Source organism: Joostella sp. CR20 (assembly GCF_038433465.1).
Classification (GTDB): domain Bacteria; phylum Bacteroidota; class Bacteroidia; order Flavobacteriales; family Flavobacteriaceae; genus Galbibacter.
This window is the reverse complement of the sequence record NZ_JAESVF010000005.1, coordinates 140,024-162,797: the sequence shown is the minus strand read 5'-3', so window position 1 is coordinate 162,797 and position 22,774 is coordinate 140,024. Positions and strand designations below refer to the sequence as shown.

General features: G+C 35.5%; 14 protein-coding genes. 1 reads left to right on the top strand and 13 read right to left on the bottom strand.

Features of this window, described 5'->3' with window-relative positions:
* Positions 1–4 precede the first annotated feature (4 nt).
* From JMA43_RS08950 to JMA43_RS08930, 5 genes are all read right to left on the bottom strand, one after another.
* Positions 5–3,367: a glycoside hydrolase family 2 TIM barrel-domain containing protein gene (locus JMA43_RS08950; RefSeq protein ID WP_342156154.1), complete on the bottom strand. Its 3,363-nt coding sequence runs from the start codon at positions 3,365–3,367 to the stop codon at positions 5–7.
* A 178-nt stretch (positions 3,368–3,545) separates the two neighbouring features.
* Positions 3,546–5,345, bottom strand: a complete 1,800-nt coding sequence (locus JMA43_RS08945) for a RagB/SusD family nutrient uptake outer membrane protein (protein ID WP_342156153.1) — start codon at positions 5,343–5,345, stop codon at positions 3,546–3,548.
* A gap of 20 nt (positions 5,346–5,365) precedes the next feature.
* The gene (locus tag JMA43_RS08940; protein ID WP_342156152.1) at positions 5,366–8,503 is read right to left on the bottom strand and encodes a SusC/RagA family TonB-linked outer membrane protein; all 3,138 of its coding nucleotides are present in this window, start codon (positions 8,501–8,503) and stop codon (positions 5,366–5,368) included.
* 202 nt (positions 8,504–8,705) lie between these two features.
* Entirely contained in the window at positions 8,706–10,109 is a 1,404-nt protein-coding gene (locus tag JMA43_RS08935; RefSeq protein WP_342156151.1) for a sulfatase-like hydrolase/transferase, read from the bottom strand.
* 27 nt (positions 10,110–10,136) lie between these two features.
* A complete protein-coding gene (locus JMA43_RS08930) occupies positions 10,137–12,746 on the bottom strand; it encodes an alkaline phosphatase D family protein (protein WP_342156150.1) in 2,610 nt (869 codons plus the stop codon).
* Between the two features lie 216 nt (positions 12,747–12,962).
* On the opposite strand from JMA43_RS08930, the gene agaR reads away from it, so the two are divergent.
* Positions 12,963–13,727 carry a transcriptional repressor AgaR gene (agaR, locus tag JMA43_RS08925; RefSeq protein WP_342156149.1) on the top strand — a complete coding sequence of 255 codons (765 nt, stop codon included), beginning with the start codon at positions 12,963–12,965 and terminating at the stop codon, positions 13,725–13,727.
* A gap of 67 nt (positions 13,728–13,794) precedes the next feature.
* On the opposite strand, the gene JMA43_RS08920 is transcribed toward agaR, so the two are convergent.
* From JMA43_RS08920 to JMA43_RS08885, 8 genes are all read right to left on the bottom strand, one after another.
* A complete protein-coding gene (locus JMA43_RS08920) occupies positions 13,795–14,904 on the bottom strand; it encodes an MBL fold metallo-hydrolase (protein ID WP_342156148.1) in 1,110 nt (369 codons plus the stop codon).
* A 72-nt stretch (positions 14,905–14,976) separates the two neighbouring features.
* Entirely contained in the window at positions 14,977–16,287 is a 1,311-nt protein-coding gene (locus tag JMA43_RS08915) for a BatD family protein (protein WP_342156147.1), read from the bottom strand.
* Positions 16,271–17,995, bottom strand: coding sequence for a VWA domain-containing protein (locus JMA43_RS08910; RefSeq protein WP_342156146.1), 1,725 nt, complete (start codon positions 17,993–17,995; stop codon positions 16,271–16,273). The genes JMA43_RS08915 and JMA43_RS08910 overlap by 17 nt, the downstream gene beginning before the upstream one ends.
* Positions 17,988–18,995, bottom strand: a complete 1,008-nt coding sequence (locus JMA43_RS08905; RefSeq protein WP_342156145.1) for a VWA domain-containing protein — start codon at positions 18,993–18,995, stop codon at positions 17,988–17,990. Before JMA43_RS08905 ends, JMA43_RS08910 begins: the two co-directional genes overlap by 8 nt.
* Positions 18,988–19,464 carry a DUF4381 domain-containing protein gene (locus JMA43_RS08900; protein WP_342156144.1) on the bottom strand — a complete coding sequence of 159 codons (477 nt, stop codon included), beginning with the start codon at positions 19,462–19,464 and terminating at the stop codon, positions 18,988–18,990. The genes JMA43_RS08905 and JMA43_RS08900 overlap by 8 nt, the downstream gene beginning before the upstream one ends.
* A complete protein-coding gene (locus tag JMA43_RS08895; RefSeq protein ID WP_342156143.1) occupies positions 19,461–20,402 on the bottom strand; it encodes a DUF58 domain-containing protein in 942 nt (313 codons plus the stop codon). Before JMA43_RS08895 ends, JMA43_RS08900 begins: the two co-directional genes overlap by 4 nt.
* 162 nt (positions 20,403–20,564) lie before the next feature.
* Positions 20,565–21,530, bottom strand: coding sequence for an AAA family ATPase (locus JMA43_RS08890; protein WP_342156142.1), 966 nt, complete (start codon positions 21,528–21,530; stop codon positions 20,565–20,567).
* A gap of 43 nt (positions 21,531–21,573) precedes the next feature.
* Positions 21,574–22,623 carry an HAD family hydrolase gene (locus JMA43_RS08885; RefSeq protein WP_342156141.1) on the bottom strand — a complete coding sequence of 350 codons (1,050 nt, stop codon included), beginning with the start codon at positions 22,621–22,623 and terminating at the stop codon, positions 21,574–21,576.
* Positions 22,624–22,774 lie beyond the last annotated feature (151 nt).

Genomic DNA, 22,774 nt, shown 5'->3' with positions numbered 1-22,774 from the left:
ACACTTATTCCACATAAAGCTTTTTAAAGTTTTCAATCCACTCTTTTTGAGAACCTTGCTGAAATGGCACTAAATAAAATGAATACGTATATGTATTATCTCCAGAAAAAGTGTACTCTTTTTGTGGTATTGCTCCCCAACTATTATCTCCTGCAACACCACGTTGCCCTAAATCAATATTTAACTGAATTAAATCGCGCTCCACAATATCAATGGTGTGTTTACTTACGTTTACATCTGGCATCCCATCGCTGTAGTTTTCATCTTTAGTTTGCATTTGAGTGTTTTTCGACTTTCCTGTATCGTACGATAAACCTTCTGTAGCATCAAAATCTTCGTTTAACATGTGTAATGCACTTATCCCTAAATTATCTGGATTTTTTTCAGAAGAAACCACCAACAATCCATTTGCATTTTCATCAGCAAAAGAAACCCAACGAACTCCTGTTTTATAACCATTTTCCTGCGGACGTATATACGGCACGTATTGATCTTTCACTTTAGAAGTATACACATCTACAAAACTTGCTGCTTTTCTATCCTGATAATTTTCCCAAGGCCCTCGCCCATAAAACGTCATCGCGTCAAACTTTTTAGGAAGTTGCATTTTTAGCCCAATTCTCGGAATATCGCCTGTGTAGGTTGTTTCATGCAAAGTAGCATCTACCTTAATAACTCCTGAAGCTAATATTAAATAATCAACATTATAGGTTGTTGCCACCCCAGGTAAATTATAGCTAACCGAAACTGTATAACTTCCATCGGTTTGTTTATTGTAGCTAAAATCTATTACCTGCGCTTCCAAGGTTGCTCGCTTCCACTCGATGTTTCTAAACTGCATTTTATTCCCGAAGTCGTTGTCGGTTGGAGCGCGCCAAAAATTAGGCGTTAGTCCATTTCCATCTTTAATCAATTCTTCTTCAGAAAAAACATATGAAGTTATCTTTCCTTCTTCTTTATTAAATTTTACAAAAAATTGATTGTTTTTAAACTCCAACTCATTTCCATTATTCTGAACATTTACAACTCCTTGGTTCCCTAATTTATTTGGTTCCCAATTGATTTTATTGTCGAGTGCTATTTGCTCTCTTGCAACTTGATGCCCTTTGTCAAGAATTCCCCAATCGTATTTAAATCGAGCTTCCAACTCTATAAAATACTCTGTATTTTTTTCAAACTGAATATCGTTTAAAGAAACACGCACCAACTTACTCGTATGCGGATCCACCTCAATAGTTTCGATAGGAATTGCTTTTAAAATTTTCCCATCAGCTTTTACAAACGCATTCAAATCGAAAGCGTGAAGATTTAAAAAGTCATATAAATTTTCAACTAAAATTCGAGCTTCATTGTTTTTGTTAATTCCTTGAAGCGAAAACTTAATCCACTCATGAGCTTTTTTCACTTCGTGAAGTGCAGGTTGCGGAGTTCGATCAGGAAAAACAATTCCGTTGTTTAAAAATGTATTATTGGTTGGCATGTTTTCGCCATAATCACCTCCATAAGCATAATATTTTTGCCCTTTTTCATTGGTTTTCCAAATGGATTGATCTACCCAATCCCAAATAAATCCACCTTGCAAATTGTCGTGTTGGTTGATGATGTCCCAGTAATCTTGAAAATTCCCAGTACTATTTCCCATGGCATGCGCATATTCACTTGGAATAAATGGGCGGTCTGTTTTGTGCTTTCCAACAGACTCAAATCGGGCTGGCGATGGATATTGAGGTACAATAATATCGGTATTGCTATCCATGTCAAACAAGTTTCCGTCTTCGGGTTTGTAGGCGCGTTCGTACTGAACAGGGCGCTTTTGTGGGTCGAGCGCTTTGATGGCTTTGTAACCCTCAAAAAAGTTAACGCCATTTCCTGCTTCATTTCCCATCGACCAAATAATAACAGAAGCATGGTTTTTATCGCGTTTTACCATGCGTTCCATTCTGTCAACATGTGCTTTTTCCCAATCTGGTTTTTTGGCTAGCGAGTACTTTCCGTAATACATTCCATGCGACTCGATATTGGCTTCGTCAACAACGTAAATTCCGTATCTGTCGCATAATTCATAAAACTTTTCAGACTGTGGATAATGACTCAAACGTACCGCATTGATGTTATTTTCTTTCCACAATTTTATATCTTTTAAAATATCTTCTTCGGAAACTACGTGTCCAGTTTCAGGGTTTGTTTCTTGCGTATTGACCCCTTTTAAGGTAACAATCTGTCCGTTTACCTTCAGTAGCCCGCCAGTAATTTCAACCGTTCTAAAACCAACATCCAAAGAAGTCGATTCTATAATATTTCCTTTTTTATCTTTAGAAGAAATTACAACCTTGTACAAATTTGGCGTTTCTGCATTCCACGCCATAACATCGATAATATAGGACGCAAAATTTACTGTAGTTACTTCTTGCGCGTTAAGTTTAATTTGCTGTTCGTCTTCAGCAACTGGAATTTCACTACTATCAAAAATTTGATAGGAAACCGAAATTTTAGCATTCTTGTCAGTATTGTTTTTCACCTCAACACCCAAATCTAAAATCCCATCGCTGTAAGAACTTCCGAGGCTTGCAATAGCTTCAATATCTTTAATCGCTATTTTTGGTTTTTTATACAGATACACGCTACGCTCGATTCCGCTAATACGCCAAAAATCTTGACACTCAAGATACGAACCATCTGTCCATCTAAAAATTTGTAATGCAATGGTGTTTTCGCCTTCTTTGATATATTTCCCAATATTGAATTCTGCTGGAAGTTTACTTCCTTGCGAATACCCTACATAACTCCCATTAATCCAAACAAAGCCACCAGATTTCATTGCTCCGATATGCAAGTACACATCGCTCTCTTTCCAAGTTTTATCAACCGTGAAAGTTTTTCGATATGAGCCAACGGGATTGTAATCGTCGGGAACATTTCCTGGATCTTTAGGATATACACGATCTACAAATTCCATTTCTTCGGAAACAGGAGCTTTGTAATCGGCAAACTCATACTGATGGTTTACATAAATAGGAATCCCGTAGCCTTGCACTTCCCAATTGGAGGGCACTTGAATGTTATCCCAAGTAGAAACATCGATAGAAGGATTCATAAAATCTGTAGGGCGATCGGATGGCTTTTTCACCCAATTAAACTTCCAAGTACCATCTAAAGAAAGATAGTTTCTCGAAATAAGGTAATCGTTATGATATGCTTCCTCTTCGGAAGGATATGAATAAAATGTTGCATGTGTTTCTTCTTTATTTTCAGAAATCACTGCAGGGTTTTCAATGTAATGTTTTAAATCATTGGTTTGGGCGGAGGATAAGCTAACACCAAAAAGTAAACAAAATAAGGATGTTGCTTTAATTGAAATCTTTTTCATTTTAAAAAATATAAATTTCTATGGGTGGTTTAAGGTACTGTTTTATTTGACTTTTATTAAATAGATTATCTTAAAAGTTCTAACAAAATTTTCTTCTTTTACGTATAAATTGAAAAAGCAGAAGTTAACAACTATTTAAGAGGTCTACTTCTGCTTTTTATTTCAAATTAAAATATTTCTACTCTTCTTCTTCAGCACTTGAAGGCCAACCTGGATTTTGAGTAAGTTGTGGGTTCAGCACTAACTCTTCCGTAGGAATTGGATACAAATAGTAATAATCTGGAACTCCTGGAGGTACTCCGTAAGGAGAAATATACCCAGCACTTGCTCCACCTTGAATTGGTAATTTATTACCATAATCAGCGTTATTTACATAACGACCAAGTTTTTCTTCAGCACCATATTCTTGAAGTTTTTTCCATCTTCTGATATCATTAAATCTAAATCCTTCATGCATAAGCTCCACTGCTCGCTCACGTCTAATTTCCCAAAGCACAGCATCAACATCTGCATCTCTAGTTGGATCATCTGGAATTGAAGCTACTTTTAAATCTGCTACATTACCTCTTTTTCTTAATTTATTAATAGTAGCATCTGCAACTGCTTGATTAAATCTTCCTAATTCGAACATAGCCTCTGCATGATTTACAAGTACTTCTCCCATTCTAAAAACTGGAGCATCAGCAAAATCTTGGTTTTGAATACCTGTATTTAGATTGTTATAATATTTGTGACTACGATACCCTGTATAACTCACATTAAACCCTTGCCCATTGTTTGAAAGTCTAAAGTGCGGTTCTTCTTTAATAACAAAACCATTCCAGTTTGCAGTTGGAGTCCCTTTGTGTAAATCATCAGACAAATTTGCCATAATGTCAAGGTACTCTCTATCTGCAGGATCATCTGTATAATCCCACTCCGAAGACCTACCACCTGTTTCTACTTTAAAAGGAGGAACAGTTGTAAAATACAATCTTTCATCTCTATTTCTAAATTCATCGTAAGGATCTTCATCCCCATCAAACATATCACTAACCCATCGGTTCTTTCCATCTTTACAAAGGTATAAATCGACACCTTTTTTTGTTAAATCCCAATATCCTGCAGAATTTCTATGTCTTGAAGTTAATATATGGGTCAACTCTCCAAACAAATAAGTTTTATAAAGCAACACACCACTCACACCACTAAGCGATTCAGAATTAAACAATTCATCATACTTTGAATGTAATGTAGGATTAGAAGCGATTAATTTTGCACTAGCATCTGCAGAAGCTTGTAAATATGTTTGCTCTCCTCCTAAGGCATGGTATTTACGCCATGTTCCTTCAAAAAGTCCGAACCTTGAAATCATTGCGCGTACGACATCTACACCAACAGTATTTGCCGCTCTGTCATCAATATTCTGCTCGGCAAATTTTAAATCTTCTAAAAGTTTACTCGCAACTTCATCTCTTGTATTCTTAGGCCCAAATAACACATCTTCATCCGCATCTGTCAACACCTTATCTACATATGGAATTTCGCCATACTTCACCAATAACTTATAGTGATTATAAGCTCTAAAAAAGCGAGCTATACTTTCCCAATGCCTTTTCTCGTCATCGGTAAGTTCGCTACCTTCGATATTCCCTAGCATTAAATTTGCGCGCCTAATGTATCCATATGGCCCCGACCAACTACTTGTAGAAGCTGGCACAGTTACTCTTTGCCAAAGCCATGAATTCCCTAAGGCTCCACTACCTCGAACCATTAGATCTCCTGACAATTCTGCATCAACTGTTTCATCCCAATCGCTACTATCATAACCTGGAAATACGTTATAAAATGACCATGAGTAAGTTTCGAAATTTTTATCGGTCGTAAACACAGTTTCTTCTACTAAAGAATCTTCTGGTAATTTTTCTAAAAAGTCATCACTACAACCAAAAGTGATTGCGGTTAAGAGACTTATCGATAATATTTTTATTTTTTTCATCTGTTCTTAATTTATCTTTACTAAAATGAAATATTAACCCCTAAACTATACGATGTTAAGTAAGGATACGCTGCCCCTTGACCTTGATTTGCTAGTTCAGTATTGATTCCGTCAGGAAGGTCATCAAACGAGTATAAATTTTCTCCCATTACAAAAATTCTAACTTTATCCATCTTTATTTTATCCAAAACTGATTTTGGTAAACTATATCCAAAAGTTAAGTTTTTGATTCTTAAATAAGATCCGTCTAATAAATACTTAGTTTGTGTTAGCCTACTATTTCCGTAGTTAACACCACCGTTTACATAGTTTCTTGGGAAATACGCATCGGTATTTTCTGGAGTCCAATAATCCATCTGATGATCATAAATAATATTAAACTCTCCAACAAAAGGGAAACGAATTGGATCATTTCTCCAGAGATCTCTTTTTCCAACACCATTTAAGATGAATGAAAAATCAAACCCTTTGAAGTTTGCTCCTCCAAAAATACCGTATTGATAACGTCTTGTTGTGTTTCCTATAACTTGTCTATCTCCTGGATCATCTAAAGTTCCTTCACCAGAAAATATAATTCCATCACCATTTAAGTCTTTATACTTTGTATCTCCTGGATTTGGACTTCTTCCTTGAAAAACTGGAACACCCTCTTTTAAGGTTCCATTCATTAAATTTTCGTCCAAGGTGCCTTCTTCGAAATCATCAACAGTATAGAATCCATCAGAAACATACCCCCAAATTTCTCCAATTTGTTGACCTGCATAATACTCACTGATTAGTCCACCCGGGTTATCAAATTTTGTAATTTCTGATTGTCCATCTGAGAGCGTAGCTCCAATATTATAAGAGAAGTCTCCGATTTTATCTTTCCAATTCACAGACAATTCCCATCCACTAGATTTTAAATCGGCAGCATTCGTATCTGGTGGACTAGCCCCTAAAGTTGCTGGAAGCTGAGCCCCAACAGTAATCATATCAAGAGTTTTACGTTCGTATATATCAAAAGATCCTGAAAATTTATTTTTAAACATCCTTATATCTACTCCAAAGTTTGCAGAACGCACAGTTTCCCATGTAAAACCAGCACTCACCAAATCTGGAAGCCCTAATGTTCTATATCTTAATCCTGTACTTTCGTCCAACCAACTAGCATTAGTTACACCAATTTCTGGTAAATATGGGTAGTATTGTTGCGACCCTCCTCTAGTTACATTCTGATTTCCAATTTCTCCATAAGAACCTCTAAAGTGTAGGTGATTTAAAAAACCAACATTCTTCATGAAATTCTCCTTAGTAACTGTCCAACCAACGGAAGCTGATGGGAAGAAACCATATCTATCATCTTCAGCAAAACGAGACGAACCATCGTAACGACCATTTAACTCAATAAAGTATTTTTCTTTATAATTATAATTAAGTCTTCCAAAGTACCCTAACGTTGCATACCCATAAAAACTATCATCTCCTTCTAAAACTCCTGTTGCAGTTGAAATTGACGGTAAATCAACAGAAATCAAATCTGTTTTTCTAATATAGAAATATTCAAAATCAACATCTTCTCTATTCATCCCCGCTAAGAACTTAAAGTTATGATTACCAAAAGACTTAGTGTAACTTCCATACATATTTATTAAATGACTAACCTCTTTGTCATTCGCTTTTCTATAAAAAGTAGATTCTGGAACACCTCCAAAAGTAGAAAGTGACTCTGGATGAATGTATTCCTGCTGATTATCTCCACTATAAAAATCTCTATATTTTTGTTCGTAGGTATACTCCCCAGTAAAATTCAGTCCTGGAATTGGATTATATTCTAATTTCTGAAACAACCTTATATTACTAGTTTTTCTATTGGTAGAAACACCGAAACGCTCTTGGTTTTCTGGGGTGTAATATGGAGTTTCATTTCCCTCTTCGTCTGTATAAAAGCCTTCTCGAGCAAATGGACTATAATTTACAGCACGACCATAATCTCCAATTGGAAAATTAGTATCTGTAGCAGTAAATAAAACATTAGATGTTGAAGCTATTTTTGAAGAAAGATCTGCTTTTAAATATGCATTTACAGTGTTTTTCTTTGTTTTATCATTGTCCGTCACCATAATTCCATCAACCTCAGTATATCCAGTTGATACACGATAAGCAACGTTCTCTCCTCCACCATTAAAGCTAAAATTATGAATTTGAGAAAAACCACCCTCATCTAAAAAGTCTTCTAATAAACTTGTATCCTTTAATGGATATTCCTGCCCATTTTCATCATAAGCAACCCCTTCAGGATAAGCTCCTGGGTTATTTTTATACTCCTCTAAATAATCAACCCAAGTATCGATATCTTGACCTATCCAAAAAGTATCTTGACCAAAATCTTGTAACGCATTGATAAAATCATACGTTGAAGCTTTTGTAGGAAGGTTTTCAGGATAATTAATACTTGTTGTACCAGAGTAGTTGAATTTCAGTTTTTGGTTTTTACTTCCTTTTTTAGTAGTGATTAAAACCACCCCAAAAGCAGCTCTTGCTCCGTATATTGAAGCTGCAGCAGCATCTTTCAAAACTGTAATAGTTTCGATATCTTGAGGGTTTATATCTCCAAAATTAACAGGCACGTTATCCATTAAGATTAAAGCGCTTCCTCCGTTTAAAGAAGTGGCCCCTCTAATTTGAATACCTAATCCTTGAGACCCTGGTTGCCCAGAAGTAGATGTTACTTGCATCCCTGGAATCATCCCCTGCAAAGATTCTACAGGGTTAACAATTGGTCGATCTCCGAGCACATCTTGCATTTTAACACTACTAACAGCGCCCGTTAAGTTTTCTTTCTTTTGAGTACCATACCCAACTACAACAACTTCATCTAATTGTGCAACATCCTCTTCCAATGTCACATTAATAGTACTTCGTCCCCCAACAACAATCTCTTGTGTTAAAAAACCAACATAACTAAACATTAATGCAGTTTCGGAAGAATTTACCGTTATTTCGTACTTCCCATCAAAATCGGTAGCCGTACCAGACTTTGCATCCTTAAGCTGCACATTAACACCTGGAACTGGCATCCCAGAACTGTCAAAAACTGTCCCCGTAACCACAGTTTGTTGAGCAAATGCTACCACTGAAATCAGTAGAAAAAGCCCTAAGGTTAATAATTTTCTCATAAGTTAAATAGTTTGATTAAATGAATATAAAATAAGAGTACACCTTACTAATATTTTAAATTTTTGTTAAATCTATATATTTCAATTGAGTAATGCAAGGAAAACGAAAATAAATTTTATTTCGTTTTGATATTAAATGAAAGAAATATCATAAAACACTAATATTTATAAAGAATAAAAACTAAAAGTTAAAATCGAAAGTTTAAGGTTGTGTAATTGGGTATTTATCGTCGTACTGATGCAACTGCACTTTTTTCCACATTGCATTTTCCATAAATAAGGGCTGTGGCAAAGAAACTTCCCATTCTCCGAGCTTTTTTAAAAGAGATTTTGTAAGCTCTATATTTTGAAGCGCCACATCATTTTGTTCAGAAATATCTTCCGACAAGTTAAAAAGCATTGGTAACCTATCAGGAATTCTAATTAATTTCCAACCATTTTCTTGTATTGAAGCGCTAATCGTAAACTTCCAAAACATTGATGTTCCCTCACTTCTTGAAGTATTTCCATTTACAACCGATATTAAATCAGGAGATATAAAAGTTTCTTTAATGTTTATTTTATGATTGTAATCTGCTAACGAAATAAATGTAGGAGCGATTGATAAAGAAGTAATTGGTGTTGAAATAATCTTTCCTTTAGACAAATTATTTTTCCAACTCATAATAAAAGGAATATGAATTCCTCCTTCATACAGCGTTCCTTTTTTTCCATTATAAGGGGCATTTATCGATCCATTTGTTTTTACAGGACCTCCATTATCACTTAAAAAAACAATAACTGTATTTTCTAGTAAACTTTCGTTTTCTAACTTTTTTATGATTTTCCCAACATTTAAATCCAATCGATATACCATTGCAGCATAGGTTCTCCTTTTTTCATCTTCTATAAAATCAAAAAGAGCCATATCCTTTTTTAATGCTTGCATTGGGGTATGGGGTGCATTAAACGATGCATACAAAAAGAACGGTTCTTTTTTATGTCTTTCTATAAAACCTACACATTCATCTCCCTTATCATCTGTTATATAAGTTATTGGTTGCGGTGTTTTATAATTGCATTCAATTGTAGCTTTCCCATTTTTATCAACTCCCGAAAAATAACTATGACTTCCACCTCTGTATCCCCAAAACTCATCAAAACCTCTATTAGTTGGATAAAATTGATCTTCGTAACCCAAATGCCATTTACCTACTAGTCCTGTTGTGTAGCCTAGTTCTTTTAAATAATCAGCAATTGTTTTTTGATCTATCGGCAAACCTCTGTATTCTGGATCAAAACCTGGCTGATTTCCTCCTAAATTATTATCATATCCAAACTCAACCTGATTTATCCCTGTTAAAAATCCAGCTCTCGACGGACTACAAACAGGCGCCGAAACATAGGCGTTTTTAAAAAACACACCCGATTTTGCAAGTTTATCAATATTAGGTGTCTTTAACTGTGTTGTACCCGTAATCCCTAAATCGCCATACCCCAAATCATCTGCAACAATTAAAATAAAATTTGGAGGCGTTTTATCATCTCTTTTAACTCCTCTTTCATTTGAAAAAAGAGTAGATGATATCAGTATAAAAAATAATAGAATGGTATTTGGGAGGTTCATAAGTAGTAATGGTTGGTTGTGATTAAATTATACTTTTACTGACTTTTTATTTTCTTTCAAAGCTTTAAACTGATGCTTAATCGTTTTGTTTTCAACTTCAAAATACAATTCAACTGTATGCATTCCCTTCTTAAAAGTTTTTAAACTGAATTTTGCGGAATTAGGTCTATACGCATAAACCAATTCATCTGCACTGTAAAGTTTCACCAAAGGAATTTCTTCAAAAGAAGTTATCTTAATTTCTGGCAAAAAATACTCCTCAGATTTTGAATAACAATCGTATTGCTGTACAGTTATTGGCCAACCCGGGTACTGCTCCTCTCGATTAGTTTTTACATCAACAAACCTCGGCCAACATTCCGTTTTTATACTTCTGTCTTTTTTATTGAAAGTTACCAATCCGTAGCCAGTAGCACGATTGTACAAAACCGAAGGTTCTAAGTTTGTTTGATACGGATTTCCTGCTCCGTAAACCGAAATTTTATTACCAAACCCATCAATATGATCTCCTAAAAACACAGGATTATCATAGGAATGTTTTTCAATTGCTGATGCATTTACAGGGGGCCAAAACCTACGTGGCCAAATATTATTAAGTGCTGGACCAGCAAAAGCATATCCACTATCGCCAAATTCCTCTAACCCGTATTTCACAAAACTCGCCATATGCTGGTCGCCCGCAATATGGAAAGCAAACGCTTTTCGGATAATTCCAACAGCTTTATCTCTTTTATTTGCTGGCCAACCGTTGGAATCCATATCTGTTGTCATCGCATCACCCAAAACATATTCTTCCTTTTGCGGAATGTTAAGTTTAGGTACTACAGCATCTGTTTTTGCTTCCTTGGGCAATGTTGCTACCGTTGCTAAATTTGTTTGAGACAACACAACTTTCATAGTCGTATTTTCACTCCAATCTTGCACCCAATCTTCCAAGAATTTCTCTTGACGCTCGCCTAAAAGTTCCGCATCTAAATCTCTATATTTTTTAACATCAAAATTCTCGTTTTGAATCCACCCATTCCAAATATCTGCTTCTTTTGGCAATACATGCATAGGTGCCGATTTAAACTTTCGGTCTTCTAAAATGGCAAAACTCAACCCTGCATATTTCCATTGCGTATAGTAAACACCTATCCCTTGTTTTACAGGTCGGTCGTCGTAAGGATCTGGTAAATGACTTGTTTGTGTGAATTGAACCATATTCACCCATTCCGGACTCATTTTATACCCTCCAGAATCTTGAGCTGATGCACCATAGCCTCCCGATGTATCTGCAACTTCTCCTCCTTCACCCCAGATATTTCCGTGGTACACATCATGATCATCTGGAATAATTGCACAAGGTTTATGCCTAAACAATTCCCGATACGACCATCCAAAAAGCACCCATTTTCTTATATATTCAATACACAATTCATCAAAATCTCCATCATACATTACCCCATAACCTCCTGTTCCTTCATAAAACTGATCGCCTAAAAACAGAATAATATCAGGATTTAAATAGGCTACATTATCGCAAACATCTTGATCTGGAAAACCATAATGAAAATTACAACTAAAAACACCCGCCGTAACCTCATCTTCATTTATTGGCTCTACAGCAATTGTTCCGTCGTAAAAATATTGATGCGTTTCATTTTTCAAAGGCAATTCTACCAAAACTCTGTATGGAATATCTTTTGTTTCACTCCAATTTTCAACTACAAAATTATTGGCTCTCCCAGCATTTTTATTGGTTTGCGAATCGGAAGTTTGCCAAACTCCATCTTTTTTAAACTGAAGTAAAACCTTATGATTTGGTACATTTTCAAAGGGCGTTAACTGTGCAGTAAGTTTTAGTTTTTTACCATGCAACGTATATTGCGCAAAACAAATTGGTCCGTACAATTGTTCTTCATTCTGAAGTAATCCTGTAGAATTAATTTTCCAATTTGAAAACGAAGCCACCTTCTTTTTCTCTACCTTTTTATTTGATGAATGTACTACCAAGGCGAAGTTTCCATTGATATCCGTATGCGGTATTGTGTTTTCTGCTGAAGCAATTTCTTCCGAAGCATTATTAAAAACAATAAGTTTTACGCTATAAGCTTCGTTTTTATATTTTGCAATAAGTTTTAATTTGAAATTTTCTGGAATGCCATTCAAATCGGTTTTAAAAATTTCATCTCCAATCATTAGATGTCCATCCCCAGTAACTCCAATAGCCAAACCTTTTCCAAAAACTGAAGCCGAACGATAATCGTCAAACTGCCCTTTTACTCCAATTTTAAATCCGACATAAGCATCTTTGTCACCTTTTATATCTTCCGAAAGTATTTTAACTTGTACGTCCTCTTGAAAGTCATCTGTATTCTTTCCCTTCTGAATAGTGAGCAAGTTTAGATTTCGATCCTTACCAACTGCAGTACATACTACTTCTCCGTTTTCAATAACCCAATCTTGCATGCGGTTTGCCCAATATTCTGGCCCAACCCACTTCATATCATACCAATACTGCCAATTGCTTTGAAAATTCACAGCTGTCACTTCACCAAAAAAATTAAGCACTTCGGTATTAATTGGTCTCGACATACCAATAGCAGGTAAAATAGCTCCCAACGAGAAGGTTTTTAGATACGCTCTCCTATTCATAATTAAAATCTGGTTGTTAAAGCCACTAATATAAAAACATATCTATAAAAAACACCATAACAACATAAATAATATTTCGAATTGTTTCTTTTTTATTTTAAAATGATTGCAAATCGAAAATATTTTATTACATTTAGGATTATTTTTATTTCTTTTTTAAAATAAATATTATTGTTTATTTTTATTTATTGAAATCAAGACCATAATTCAATCATAGTGAAAAAAACAGCTGTAAGAAGATCTTTAATTTTAAAAGAATTAGACGAACACGGTCAAGTAAGTGTAAACGACCTTAGTAAAGCCCTAGGGGTAAGTGAGGTTACCATCAGAAACGATCTGGATAGATTAGAAAAAAATAAGCTTTTAATTAGAGCCCATGGTGGTGCTTTTAAAACGAGTAATATTGCTTTAACTGTTAGCGAGAAAAAGAAAATTAACCTCGATATAAAACGCTTAATTGGTAAAAAGGCTGTGAGTCTAATTGGTGAAGACGAAAGTATCATTCTAGATTCAGGGACAACTACTTTTGAAATTTCAAACAACCTTGCAGAAATTCAAAATCTTACGGTTATTAGTAATGCCTTGGATATCGTAAACAACTTATCGCAATACAAAAACTTACAGGTTTTTATGCCTGGTGGTTATTTAAAAGAATTTTCGATGTCATTAGTTGGGCCAATGGCAGAGAGAAATTTAAAACAATTATACTGCAACAAACTATTTTTAGGAGTTGATGGAATAAAACCAAGCTTAGGTGTTTTCACACATCATGTTGAAGAAGCCTACCTAAACCAACTCATGATTGAAATTTCGGATGAAGTTATTGTAGTTGCCGATTCTTCTAAATTTAAAAGAAGTGGTCTAGCATTTATTTCCAATTTTGATAAGATTGACAAGATTATAACAGACTCTAACGTTGACGAGAGTTTTGTTAAAGAACTAGAAAACCATAATGTAGAAGTTATTTTTGCTGATAAATAATAACACTGCAAAAAACATATTTCAAAGCCTCACAAAATTTGTAGAGGCTTTTTTTATTGTGTAATTACTAATCTCTCCACCAAAACTGTTCTAAATCGGTTTTGCTATCTTCAATTAAAATAGGTTCTCCAATTTTAGGAACTCGTATATTTAAATTTAATTCTGAAGCTTTTTTAACAACTCTTTCTACTGGGTCTCTCCAATCGTGTAGGGCTAATTTGAATGCACCCCAATGTATCGGCATAATTACTTTTGCATTTACGTCGACTCCCGCTTGTGCTGTTTGCTCTGGAAACATATGAATATCTGGCCACATTTCGTTATACTGCCCGCATTCCATCATTGCAAAATCAAACGGCCCATACTTTTCTCCTATAGCAGAAAAATGATTGCTATAACCACTGTCCCCACTAAAAAACACATTAAAATCATCTGTCTTAACTACCCACGAACTCCATAAAGTACTTTGTCCATTTGTGAATTTTCTCCCAGAAAAATGCTGTGCAGGCGTACAAACAAACTTCATATCTTTAAAGTTCGCTTCTTGCCACCAATCTAATTCTATAATTTTTTGTGGTGTAACACCCCAAGATTTTAAATGCCTTCCCACACCAAGCGGAACGTAAAACATTTCAACTTTATCTTTTAACTTCTGAATAGATTGATAGTCTAAATGATCGTAATGATCATGAGAAATTAGCACCGCGTCTATGGTAGGTAACTTTTCAATTTCAATTGGTAAAGTGTCGTTAAAACGTTTATCTCCCAACCATGTATAAGGTGCCGCTACTTCGCCAAGCATTGGATCGATTAAAATGGTGTGCTTATCCGATTGCAATAAAAAAGCAGAATGGCCAAACCAAAACATACGCATTGGTCCGTTGTAATTTGCAACATTCGAAGAATCTATTTTCTGAAGAGTCAAAGGGTGATTTGGACGACCATTTGGCACTTTTGTAAACAAAAACTTCCATAAAATATTTACAGTCCCTACAAAACCGTTACTTTTTGGAACATCTTTGGTGTTTACAAATTTATTGTCTTTATAGTTTGCAGAAGCTTGGTAAATCGCTTTATCTTCTTTTGTGATTTCACCTCCAAAAGAAGGTGTAAAATAAACCATCAAAAGGTAAATAGAAATTAAAATTCCTATTAAAAAAAGTATACTTAAAATCATTCGTTTTAAAAAATAAAAAATTTTATTCAACATCATCAACCTAATTATTCAGCACAAAGATACATCTTTCACCTAAGGATTAATCCAATTCTTGTTGGCGTAAACTTCGTTTCTTTTTAGGTATCGATTTCGAATGTTTTTAAGCTTTTTCACCGTCATAGAAACTACAATATTATTTTCATCTACCTCGTTTTGAGGATCGTACTTTTGAAGCACATATTGAATACTTGGTTCTTCAACCTCAATTTCATCAATCCAACGATATAAAGCATTCATCACTTTTGCTTTATCTGAACTCCCTATAACTCGCTTTGCTTTATTGAAATAGTATAATTCTGATTTTAAATAATCCTTTCTACGCTGAATGACATAACTGATAATTTTCCTCAATAGAAAAATCAGTATTAACAAACACAAAATTAACACTACAGCAGCTATGATAAATTCTTTTACTGAAAGTCCTAAAATGGTAAATGGCTTTTCTGCAGATGCTTCTTCTGCCACTTGAACTTCTTGTAATTGAAGCGAATCCCTAACACTATCCAACATTCCTAAATCTGGATTTGGAGCTACCTCAATAGTTACAGCCTTAAGTGTTTTTTTATACAGTTTCCTTTGATACGGATTATACCATGTGAATACCTTTTCAGGGATTGTAATTGTTCCTTCTTTTTCCAATAAATAACGTACCGATTCCGTACGCTGAGCACTAATTGATGTTTTTGATTTATAACTATCAATAGTACCTCGTCCTGGATACAAACTCGCATCTGGTAGTGTATCCCAAACTGCAGGCGGAATTAATTCAGGAACAGTCCCTGAAGCTTTTCTAGTAATCGTACGTTCTAAAACGTCGCCTACTTTAGCTCTTTTTGTGTTGCCAGACCAACCCTCGCTTACCGATAAACTCGAAGCTACCAACCAATCAGAACGTTCAAAATTAGGTGGAATTGGTTTTACTTTTATAAGTTTCTCGGCAGTTTTAACAGTGTGTTTTATTCCTTTATAACCTCCTGGCGCAGGCGATTCTACCTCGATTTCTAAAGCAGGAAAGGTTACATCATCTTCTGAAAAAGGAAAAACATTATAAATAAGTTCTACACCTGCAAAGTTATTCCCGTTCTTCTGAAAAGACTTACTTACGGGTCTGAAATAAGTTGAAAATGCTCCGTTTACTTTAATATTCCCCAAATCTAAACCTGTTGTAAACCAAGTAGAAGTGTACACCGTAAAACTTACTTGCACAGGTTCTCCAACATAAACACTCGATTTATTTAAACGAACATCTCCCCAAATTTGCTGCGCAACTACACTATGGAAACTCAAAACAAGTATCCATAAAAAAACTATTTTTTTGATTAACATATTACCACGCTTGCTCATTAGATCTTGGTTTTATGTTATACTTTTTCACTTGATATTTAAATTTTCGCTGTAAAAATAAAGTTGGATCGTCGTCTACTTTTCGCATTAAAATTTGAGTATCGGTTTGTTGTATACTCGCTTGCACATCGTCGGGAACCTCATCCAATTCTTTCCCCTTATGTACGTTGGAGTTTACAGTTTCTTCCTGACGCTGTTTTTTCATGTCTTCTTTGGTAGCTTCTTGCCCTCCACCACTCAAATCTTCTGGTCCAGAGTTTTGCGTATTTTCAGCATTCTGTTCGCCATTGGATTCTTCAGCATTTTCAACCGACATTTTATCTTCTTCAGGAAGTACTTGCATTAATTTTTGCTGATTCGTTTTGGCTATTTCCAAGGAAGGGTCTTTTTCAACCGCCATATTAAACGCAATTTGCGCAGCAGCATAATCACCATTTTTAAAATATGCTAATCCTAAATTATAAGATCCCATTGCCGAAGTATCTTTAGAAAAAGCATTGATTGCGTCTTCATATTCTTCAGCTTTAAAATACGCCACCCCTTTTCTTAACGGATCTGTATATGCTTCAGCGGCATCTTTATAATCTCCTTTATCGCTTAATCGTTGTCCTTGGTAATCTTTGGTGTACCACAAATCTGAAAAACTTGAAGATGAAGAATCGTTACACGAAACCAACAACAAAAAGGCGAGCGAATACAAAACCCACCCTTTTCTAAACCAAAGCAATAGAAGTACCGCCATTGGAATAATAAACAAAAGACCTACATCACGCCAATCGTCATCCTTTTCTTCATTTTTTTCAGTAAATTCTAAATTTTTACTGATGTCTTTCGCTATCAATTCTACATCGCTATCATCCAAGGTAAGTTGCTGCACTGTAATTCCATCTATACCATTTAAACTCGCCATCAGCGTAGCATCAAGATAAGAACGTACTGCTTTTCCGTCTTTACTTCGGATAACTCCTTTTCCGTTTACAGAAGGAACTTCGGAACCTCCAGGCGTATTCATCGGAAGAATAACAAGTCTGTTTTTAGAATTCTTCACAAAATTACTGAGTAAGTCTCGCTGACTTTCTTGAAAATCATCAGAAAAAATAACGATGGTTCCAGGGGCTTTTGTTACTTTGGTAAGCGAATCTCCTAACGTTAAAGCCGCTTCCAGATCAGATCCTGGGAAAGGCATCGTAGAAGGTTTTAAACCTTCAATATGACTATTAATAATCTCGTAGTCTTTGGTAAGTGGCACAATTGTATGCGCTGTTCCAGCAAAACCGATAAGCGCCATTCGAGCCCTCGGATTGTATTTTATTAAATCTTTAATTTTAAATTTTGCGCGCTCCAATCTATTAGGCTGCATATCTTCTGCCATCATACTTTGCGACAAATCGAGTAATACAACCATAGGCGTTTCTAACTTTTGCCCAGGAACTTCAATTTTCTTCCACGTTGGTCCAGAAAGTCCTAAAATTCCACTTGTAAAAGCCAATAATAAAACTATATGCATAAATATTTTTACGCCATTACTTCCTTTAGAAATAACATAAGGTCTTAAATGCGGTGCTATTATTTTTTTCCATTTTACCTCTTGCTGCATCGATAATAAGCTTATAAGCATCAACACTACAACAGGCACGAGCAACCACAAAAATTGAGGTCGTAAAAAGTGAAAATCACTCCAATTGATAGGAAACAAATCTTTATACATAACTTTCCTTTTTTTGAGTGAATTGACGAATCATTTTTAACAGTGTAAGCACCAACATCATAAACAACAACACACCCACAGCAACACCTAGCGGATACATATACAATAGGGTTACTGGTTTGTTTTGCTCCTCTTCATATTCAATAGGTTCTAACTTATCAAGTTCGGTATAAATTTGCGCCAGACGCTTTTCGTCTTTCGCTCTAAAATATTGTCCGTCGGTAAGGTCTGCAATATCTTCGAGTGTACGCTCATCTAAATCGGTTCCCGATCCACCTGGATCTCCAATTCCGATGGTATAAATTCTAACGGTATCTTTTTGCGCTAAATCGGCTGCATCGAGCGGTAAAATATCTGTTCCTGCATCCACCCCATCTGTTAAAAGCAACATTACTTTTGTTTTGATGGTGTCTTTTTCAAACATCTCTACCCCTTTGGTAATAGCCTTTCCAATATGCGTCATTTGCCCTGCCATTCCAACATCGGCTTCCTCCAGCATTTGATCTACAACTTCAAGGTCTGGCGTAAATGGAGCTTGGATATACGAACTCGAACCGAAAAAAATAAGTCCCATTCGATCCCCTTCACGTTTTTTAATAAAATCGTGCATCACACTTTTCACTGCATCCCAACGGCGCGCTTGCTTTCCGTTTATCGTCCAATCGCGCTGTGCCATACTGAAAGAAATATCAGCAGCTATTAAAAAGTTCCTAGAAGTTTTTACTTTCATTTCTGGTTCTCCTACAATTTGAGGAGACGACAGCGCCGCCAAAACTCCAGCCCAACAAATAAAAAGTCCGAGCCAAACAAAAATATTTCGTCGTTTTACAAAAGCCGACTTTTTAGGTTTTTGGTGTGTATATTTTACTGCATTATTAAATCCTGGAAAAAACAAAGACGCACTTTTTATACGCAACGACGGAAAAAGCGCATACACTATAAAAGGCAACGGCAGTAGAAAGAAAATCCACGGATATGCTATTTCGAAATTTTCAGGCATGAGATTTTATCCATTTTTTAGAATTCGTCAAAATCTGTTGTTTTACTTGTGCATCAAGTTCTTCATTTTTATAAACCGAATTTTGAATGTCGGCCTCCAACGGAATAAATTGTACATCTTTCCCTGTTTTATCTAAAAACTCCAACCACGATTTACCATATAATCTACCAACCTCCTCGCGACCAAAAGTTTGTAATGCTACCATTTTTAAAATCACTAAAACTTCAGAAACAGCGGTCACTTCAGATAATTTCTTTATTGCTTCTCTGCGGTACGCATTTTTAATATAATTTCTGATAAATAAATATCCCGCAATCAAAATCCCTAATAAAATCAACGCTGCTAAAATTTTCCAACCAACAGTTTCAAAAGTAAAAGGAATAGGCTGTGGCTCATAAATTTCTTCAAGCTGAAGATTTTTTAAGTTCTCGGGAATAGAATCTTGTATGGCAGAAGGTATTATACTCATTTTTTAGCATTCATTTTTCCAAATACTTCTTTCAGTTGAAGATCCAGCGGTGTTGCTGTATCGACATTGAAAATTGGAATTTGATATTTTTTCATTTCAGATTGAAAAGCGTAAAAATCGCCTTCAAATCCTTGTATAAAAGCATCTTTTATTTTTTTGTTTTTACCATCTACTACTATTTGATGCGTTTGGTTACTCGCAACAAATTTGGTGTTTGGCATAGCGTATTCCATAGGGTCTGTAACTTTTGCCAAAATCAAATCGTTATGCATAGATATTCCTGCAATTGCTTTAATAACCGTTGGCGAATACCTTAAAAAATCGCTAATGATAACCACTAAATAATCGTGAGTAACAATGTTTCGGACTCTCGGAATTACTGCATTTAAAGTTTCTTCATACGCTTCCGCTTTGGAATCTTTCAAAGCCCGATTTCTGTTTTCGATATTTTCTAAAAAGTGAATTATATTTTTACGACTTCGCTTTGGTGCTACAACATCAAAACCTTCATCAGCAAAAACAACACCACCTACTCTATCGCCTTCTTTAAAAACTCTAAAAGCGGCTATTGCTGCCAACTCGGCGGCCACCACTGCTTTTGTCTTTAAAACCGATCCAAAAAACATAGATTTTGACTGGTCGACAACAATAAGCACAGGTTTTTCTTTTTCTTCAGTATAAACTCGAGTGTGCGTTTTTTGCGTGCGCGCCGTAACTTTCCAATCGATGTTTCTAATATCATCGCCTTTAACATAGTTACGAACTTCTTCAAAATCTAAGCCTCGTCCTCTAAGTTTTGAAGCGTGCTTTCCAGACAAAATACTGTTTACTTTATGTTTTCGAGAAAGCAATGCAAAACTTTGAGCCGTATGCTCCTGCTTTAACAAGTGCTGTAAAGACACAAATACATTTTCTGGATATTCTTCTTTTTTAGACATTGATTTCTAGCTAATAGATTTCGGATTTGCTCCCTTAGTTGAAATTTAAAATAGCTTGACATTTACGTCAAAATATTTTCAAGTTTTTCTGTTTTTACTGCGGAAGTTCGCTCTTTTTGGTAATTGACAAATTTTATCTCAAGGAACTTCAAAGAACCATATTTAAGCTACTACGGCTACTTGCTTTAAAATTTCATCAATAACTTGATCTGCAGAAACTCCATCGGCGTTAGCTTCATAACTCAACATAATTCTATGACGAAGACAATCGTGCACAACAGCACGCACATCGTCTGGAGAAACAAAGTCATTCCCTTCCATCCAAGCATGAACTCGACACGCACGATCGATAGCTATCGACCCTCTAGGACTGGCACCATAATCGAGCCATTTATCCAGTTGCTCATTGTATTTTGAAGGGTATCTAGTTGCCGAAATAATGTCTACAATATATTTTTCCATAGCTTCCGAAATAGTCACTTTAGCTATTTCTTTTCGCGCTTCAAAAATTACGCTTGGCTCTAGTAATTCGTGCTTTTTCTTTTCGGTATGCGTTTGCTCTTCTCGATTAAGTCTTAAAATAGCGAGCTCAGAAGCATCATCTGGATAATCAATAGTAACGTGCATTAAAAAACGGTCCATTTGCGCTTCTGGAAGTGGATACGTTCCTTCTTGCTCTACTGGATTTTGCGTTGCCATTACCATAAAAAGCGGTTCCATAGCATAGGTTTTTCCTGCAACAGAAACTTGACGTTCTTCCATTGCTTCCAACAAGGCTGCTTGAACTTTAGCTGGCGAACGGTTAATCTCATCTGCAAGGATTAAATTACTAAAAATTGGCCCTTGTTGAAACACAAACTTATCTTTTAATTCTGGTTGATAAATCTCAGTCCCAGTAATATCCGAAGGCAATAAATCTGGCGTAAACTGTATTCTGCTTAAACCACAGTTTAACTCTTTTGCCAATGTTTTAATGGCACGAGTTTTTGCCAAACCTGGCAATCCTTCTAACAACATATTTCCGTCGGCTAAGAGAACCAAAATAATTCTTTCAATCAATGTGTCTTGCCCGATAATGGCTTCCGACATTCTTGACTTAAGCGACGTAATTGCTTCGTGTGCTGTCATAACTTAAATATTCTTTTGTATATATTATTGTAATTTGAGGTGTTTATTGAAAACTAAAAATCTTTTTGAAATCGTTTTTCATATCAACCACCAACCAATTTTTCTCTTTTGCTTCTACCAAAGCAGTTTCCAAATGACCGCTTAATGTTTTTGTATCGTACGCAAACTCACGCTCTGCATCGGTATGATGAAGAATTACACACATCGATTTATATTTAGAACTGCTAGTGTACTGCATCATTGCTTGATCTCCATCGCTATTTCCTCCACAAAAAACTGGTTTCTTACCAATAAACCTATGAATTGCTTCTGGTTTCTCGGTTTTATCATCTACAAAAATTGCTCCTGGAACTTTAGAAAGTGTAGGTTTTCCGTCGACTACTTCATATTTAACTTCTCCATACGTACCAACTACTTGGTAAGGCGGAATTCCGTAAATATCTTCCGTCCAAACACGCATAAAATCGGCTCCACCACCACTTACAATAAATGTTTTAAATTGATGCGCTCTTAAATAATCTAACAATTGTAACATTGGCAAGTATACCGCTTCCGTATAAAGTTTTCCGAAACGCTTACTTTTGGTTGTATCGATCCATTGCCTAACGGAATTATTAAAATCGTCTTCCGTTTTGTTCGAATGTGTTTTCTGAATCAAATCAATCAACCCTTTAATTCCAGCTTTTTTTAAAGGTTCAAAATCTCCTTTTACAGCTGCACTAGCCACAGGATTTTTTTGCCATTCTGGATGATTTGGCATTTCCTTTTTAAGATAATCCAACATAAATTGTGCTTGGTTTGGCACAGGTTGTTCTGGCCAAAGCGTTCCGTCGTTATCAAATACTGCTATTCTATCTTGAACAGGAATAAAATCTGAAGATCCTTCAGTAGTTACAGCAGTTACCCAATCTACAATTTCCTTTTTGGGAGCATCTGCCCAAGCATCGAGAGAAACATCTGAAGCGTCTTCAGTATAAGAAATTTCAGAAACAACACTATTTACTTCTGGATGATCTTTAGCTCCTTGCTTACAACCAACAATCGAAAGGATTAAAGCTCCCCCTAAAAATGCATTGAAATTAACTTTTTTCATTTTTTTTTCATTTTAAATAAAATTAAACGCTTGGTTTAATTCATCATAATATTTTAGAACTACAACTTAGTAGTACTTTTCTAAAAAATTATAAGAATTGATGGTTTCACTTTTTAAATTGAATAGACAACATCGCTTTTTATTTGATGCT

Coding starts and splice junctions, on each gene's coding strand:
- JMA43_RS08950 (WP_342156154.1), bottom strand. CDS start 3,367: ATGAAAAAGATTTCAATTAAAGCAACATCCTTATTTTGTTTACTTTTT.
- JMA43_RS08945 (WP_342156153.1), bottom strand. CDS start 5,345: ATGAAAAAAATAAAAATATTATCGATAAGTCTCTTAACCGCAATCACT.
- JMA43_RS08940 (WP_342156152.1), bottom strand. CDS start 8,503: ATGAGAAAATTATTAACCTTAGGGCTTTTTCTACTGATTTCAGTGGTA.
- JMA43_RS08935 (WP_342156151.1), bottom strand. CDS start 10,109: ATGAACCTCCCAAATACCATTCTATTATTTTTTATACTGATATCATCT.
- JMA43_RS08930 (WP_342156150.1), bottom strand. CDS start 12,746: ATGAATAGGAGAGCGTATCTAAAAACCTTCTCGTTGGGAGCTATTTTA.
- JMA43_RS08920 (WP_342156148.1), bottom strand. CDS start 14,904: ATGATTTTAAGTATACTTTTTTTAATAGGAATTTTAATTTCTATTTAC.
- JMA43_RS08915 (WP_342156147.1), bottom strand. CDS start 16,287: ATGAGCAAGCGTGGTAATATGTTAATCAAAAAAATAGTTTTTTTATGG.
- JMA43_RS08910 (WP_342156146.1), bottom strand. CDS start 17,995: ATGTATAAAGATTTGTTTCCTATCAATTGGAGTGATTTTCACTTTTTA.
- JMA43_RS08905 (WP_342156145.1), bottom strand. CDS start 18,995: ATGCCTGAAAATTTCGAAATAGCATATCCGTGGATTTTCTTTCTACTG.
- JMA43_RS08900 (WP_342156144.1), bottom strand. CDS start 19,464: ATGAGTATAATACCTTCTGCCATACAAGATTCTATTCCCGAGAACTTA.
- JMA43_RS08895 (WP_342156143.1), bottom strand. CDS start 20,402: ATGTCTAAAAAAGAAGAATATCCAGAAAATGTATTTGTGTCTTTACAG.
- JMA43_RS08890 (WP_342156142.1), bottom strand. CDS start 21,530: ATGACAGCACACGAAGCAATTACGTCGCTTAAGTCAAGAATGTCGGAA.
- JMA43_RS08885 (WP_342156141.1), bottom strand. CDS start 22,623: ATGAAAAAAGTTAATTTCAATGCATTTTTAGGGGGAGCTTTAATCCTT.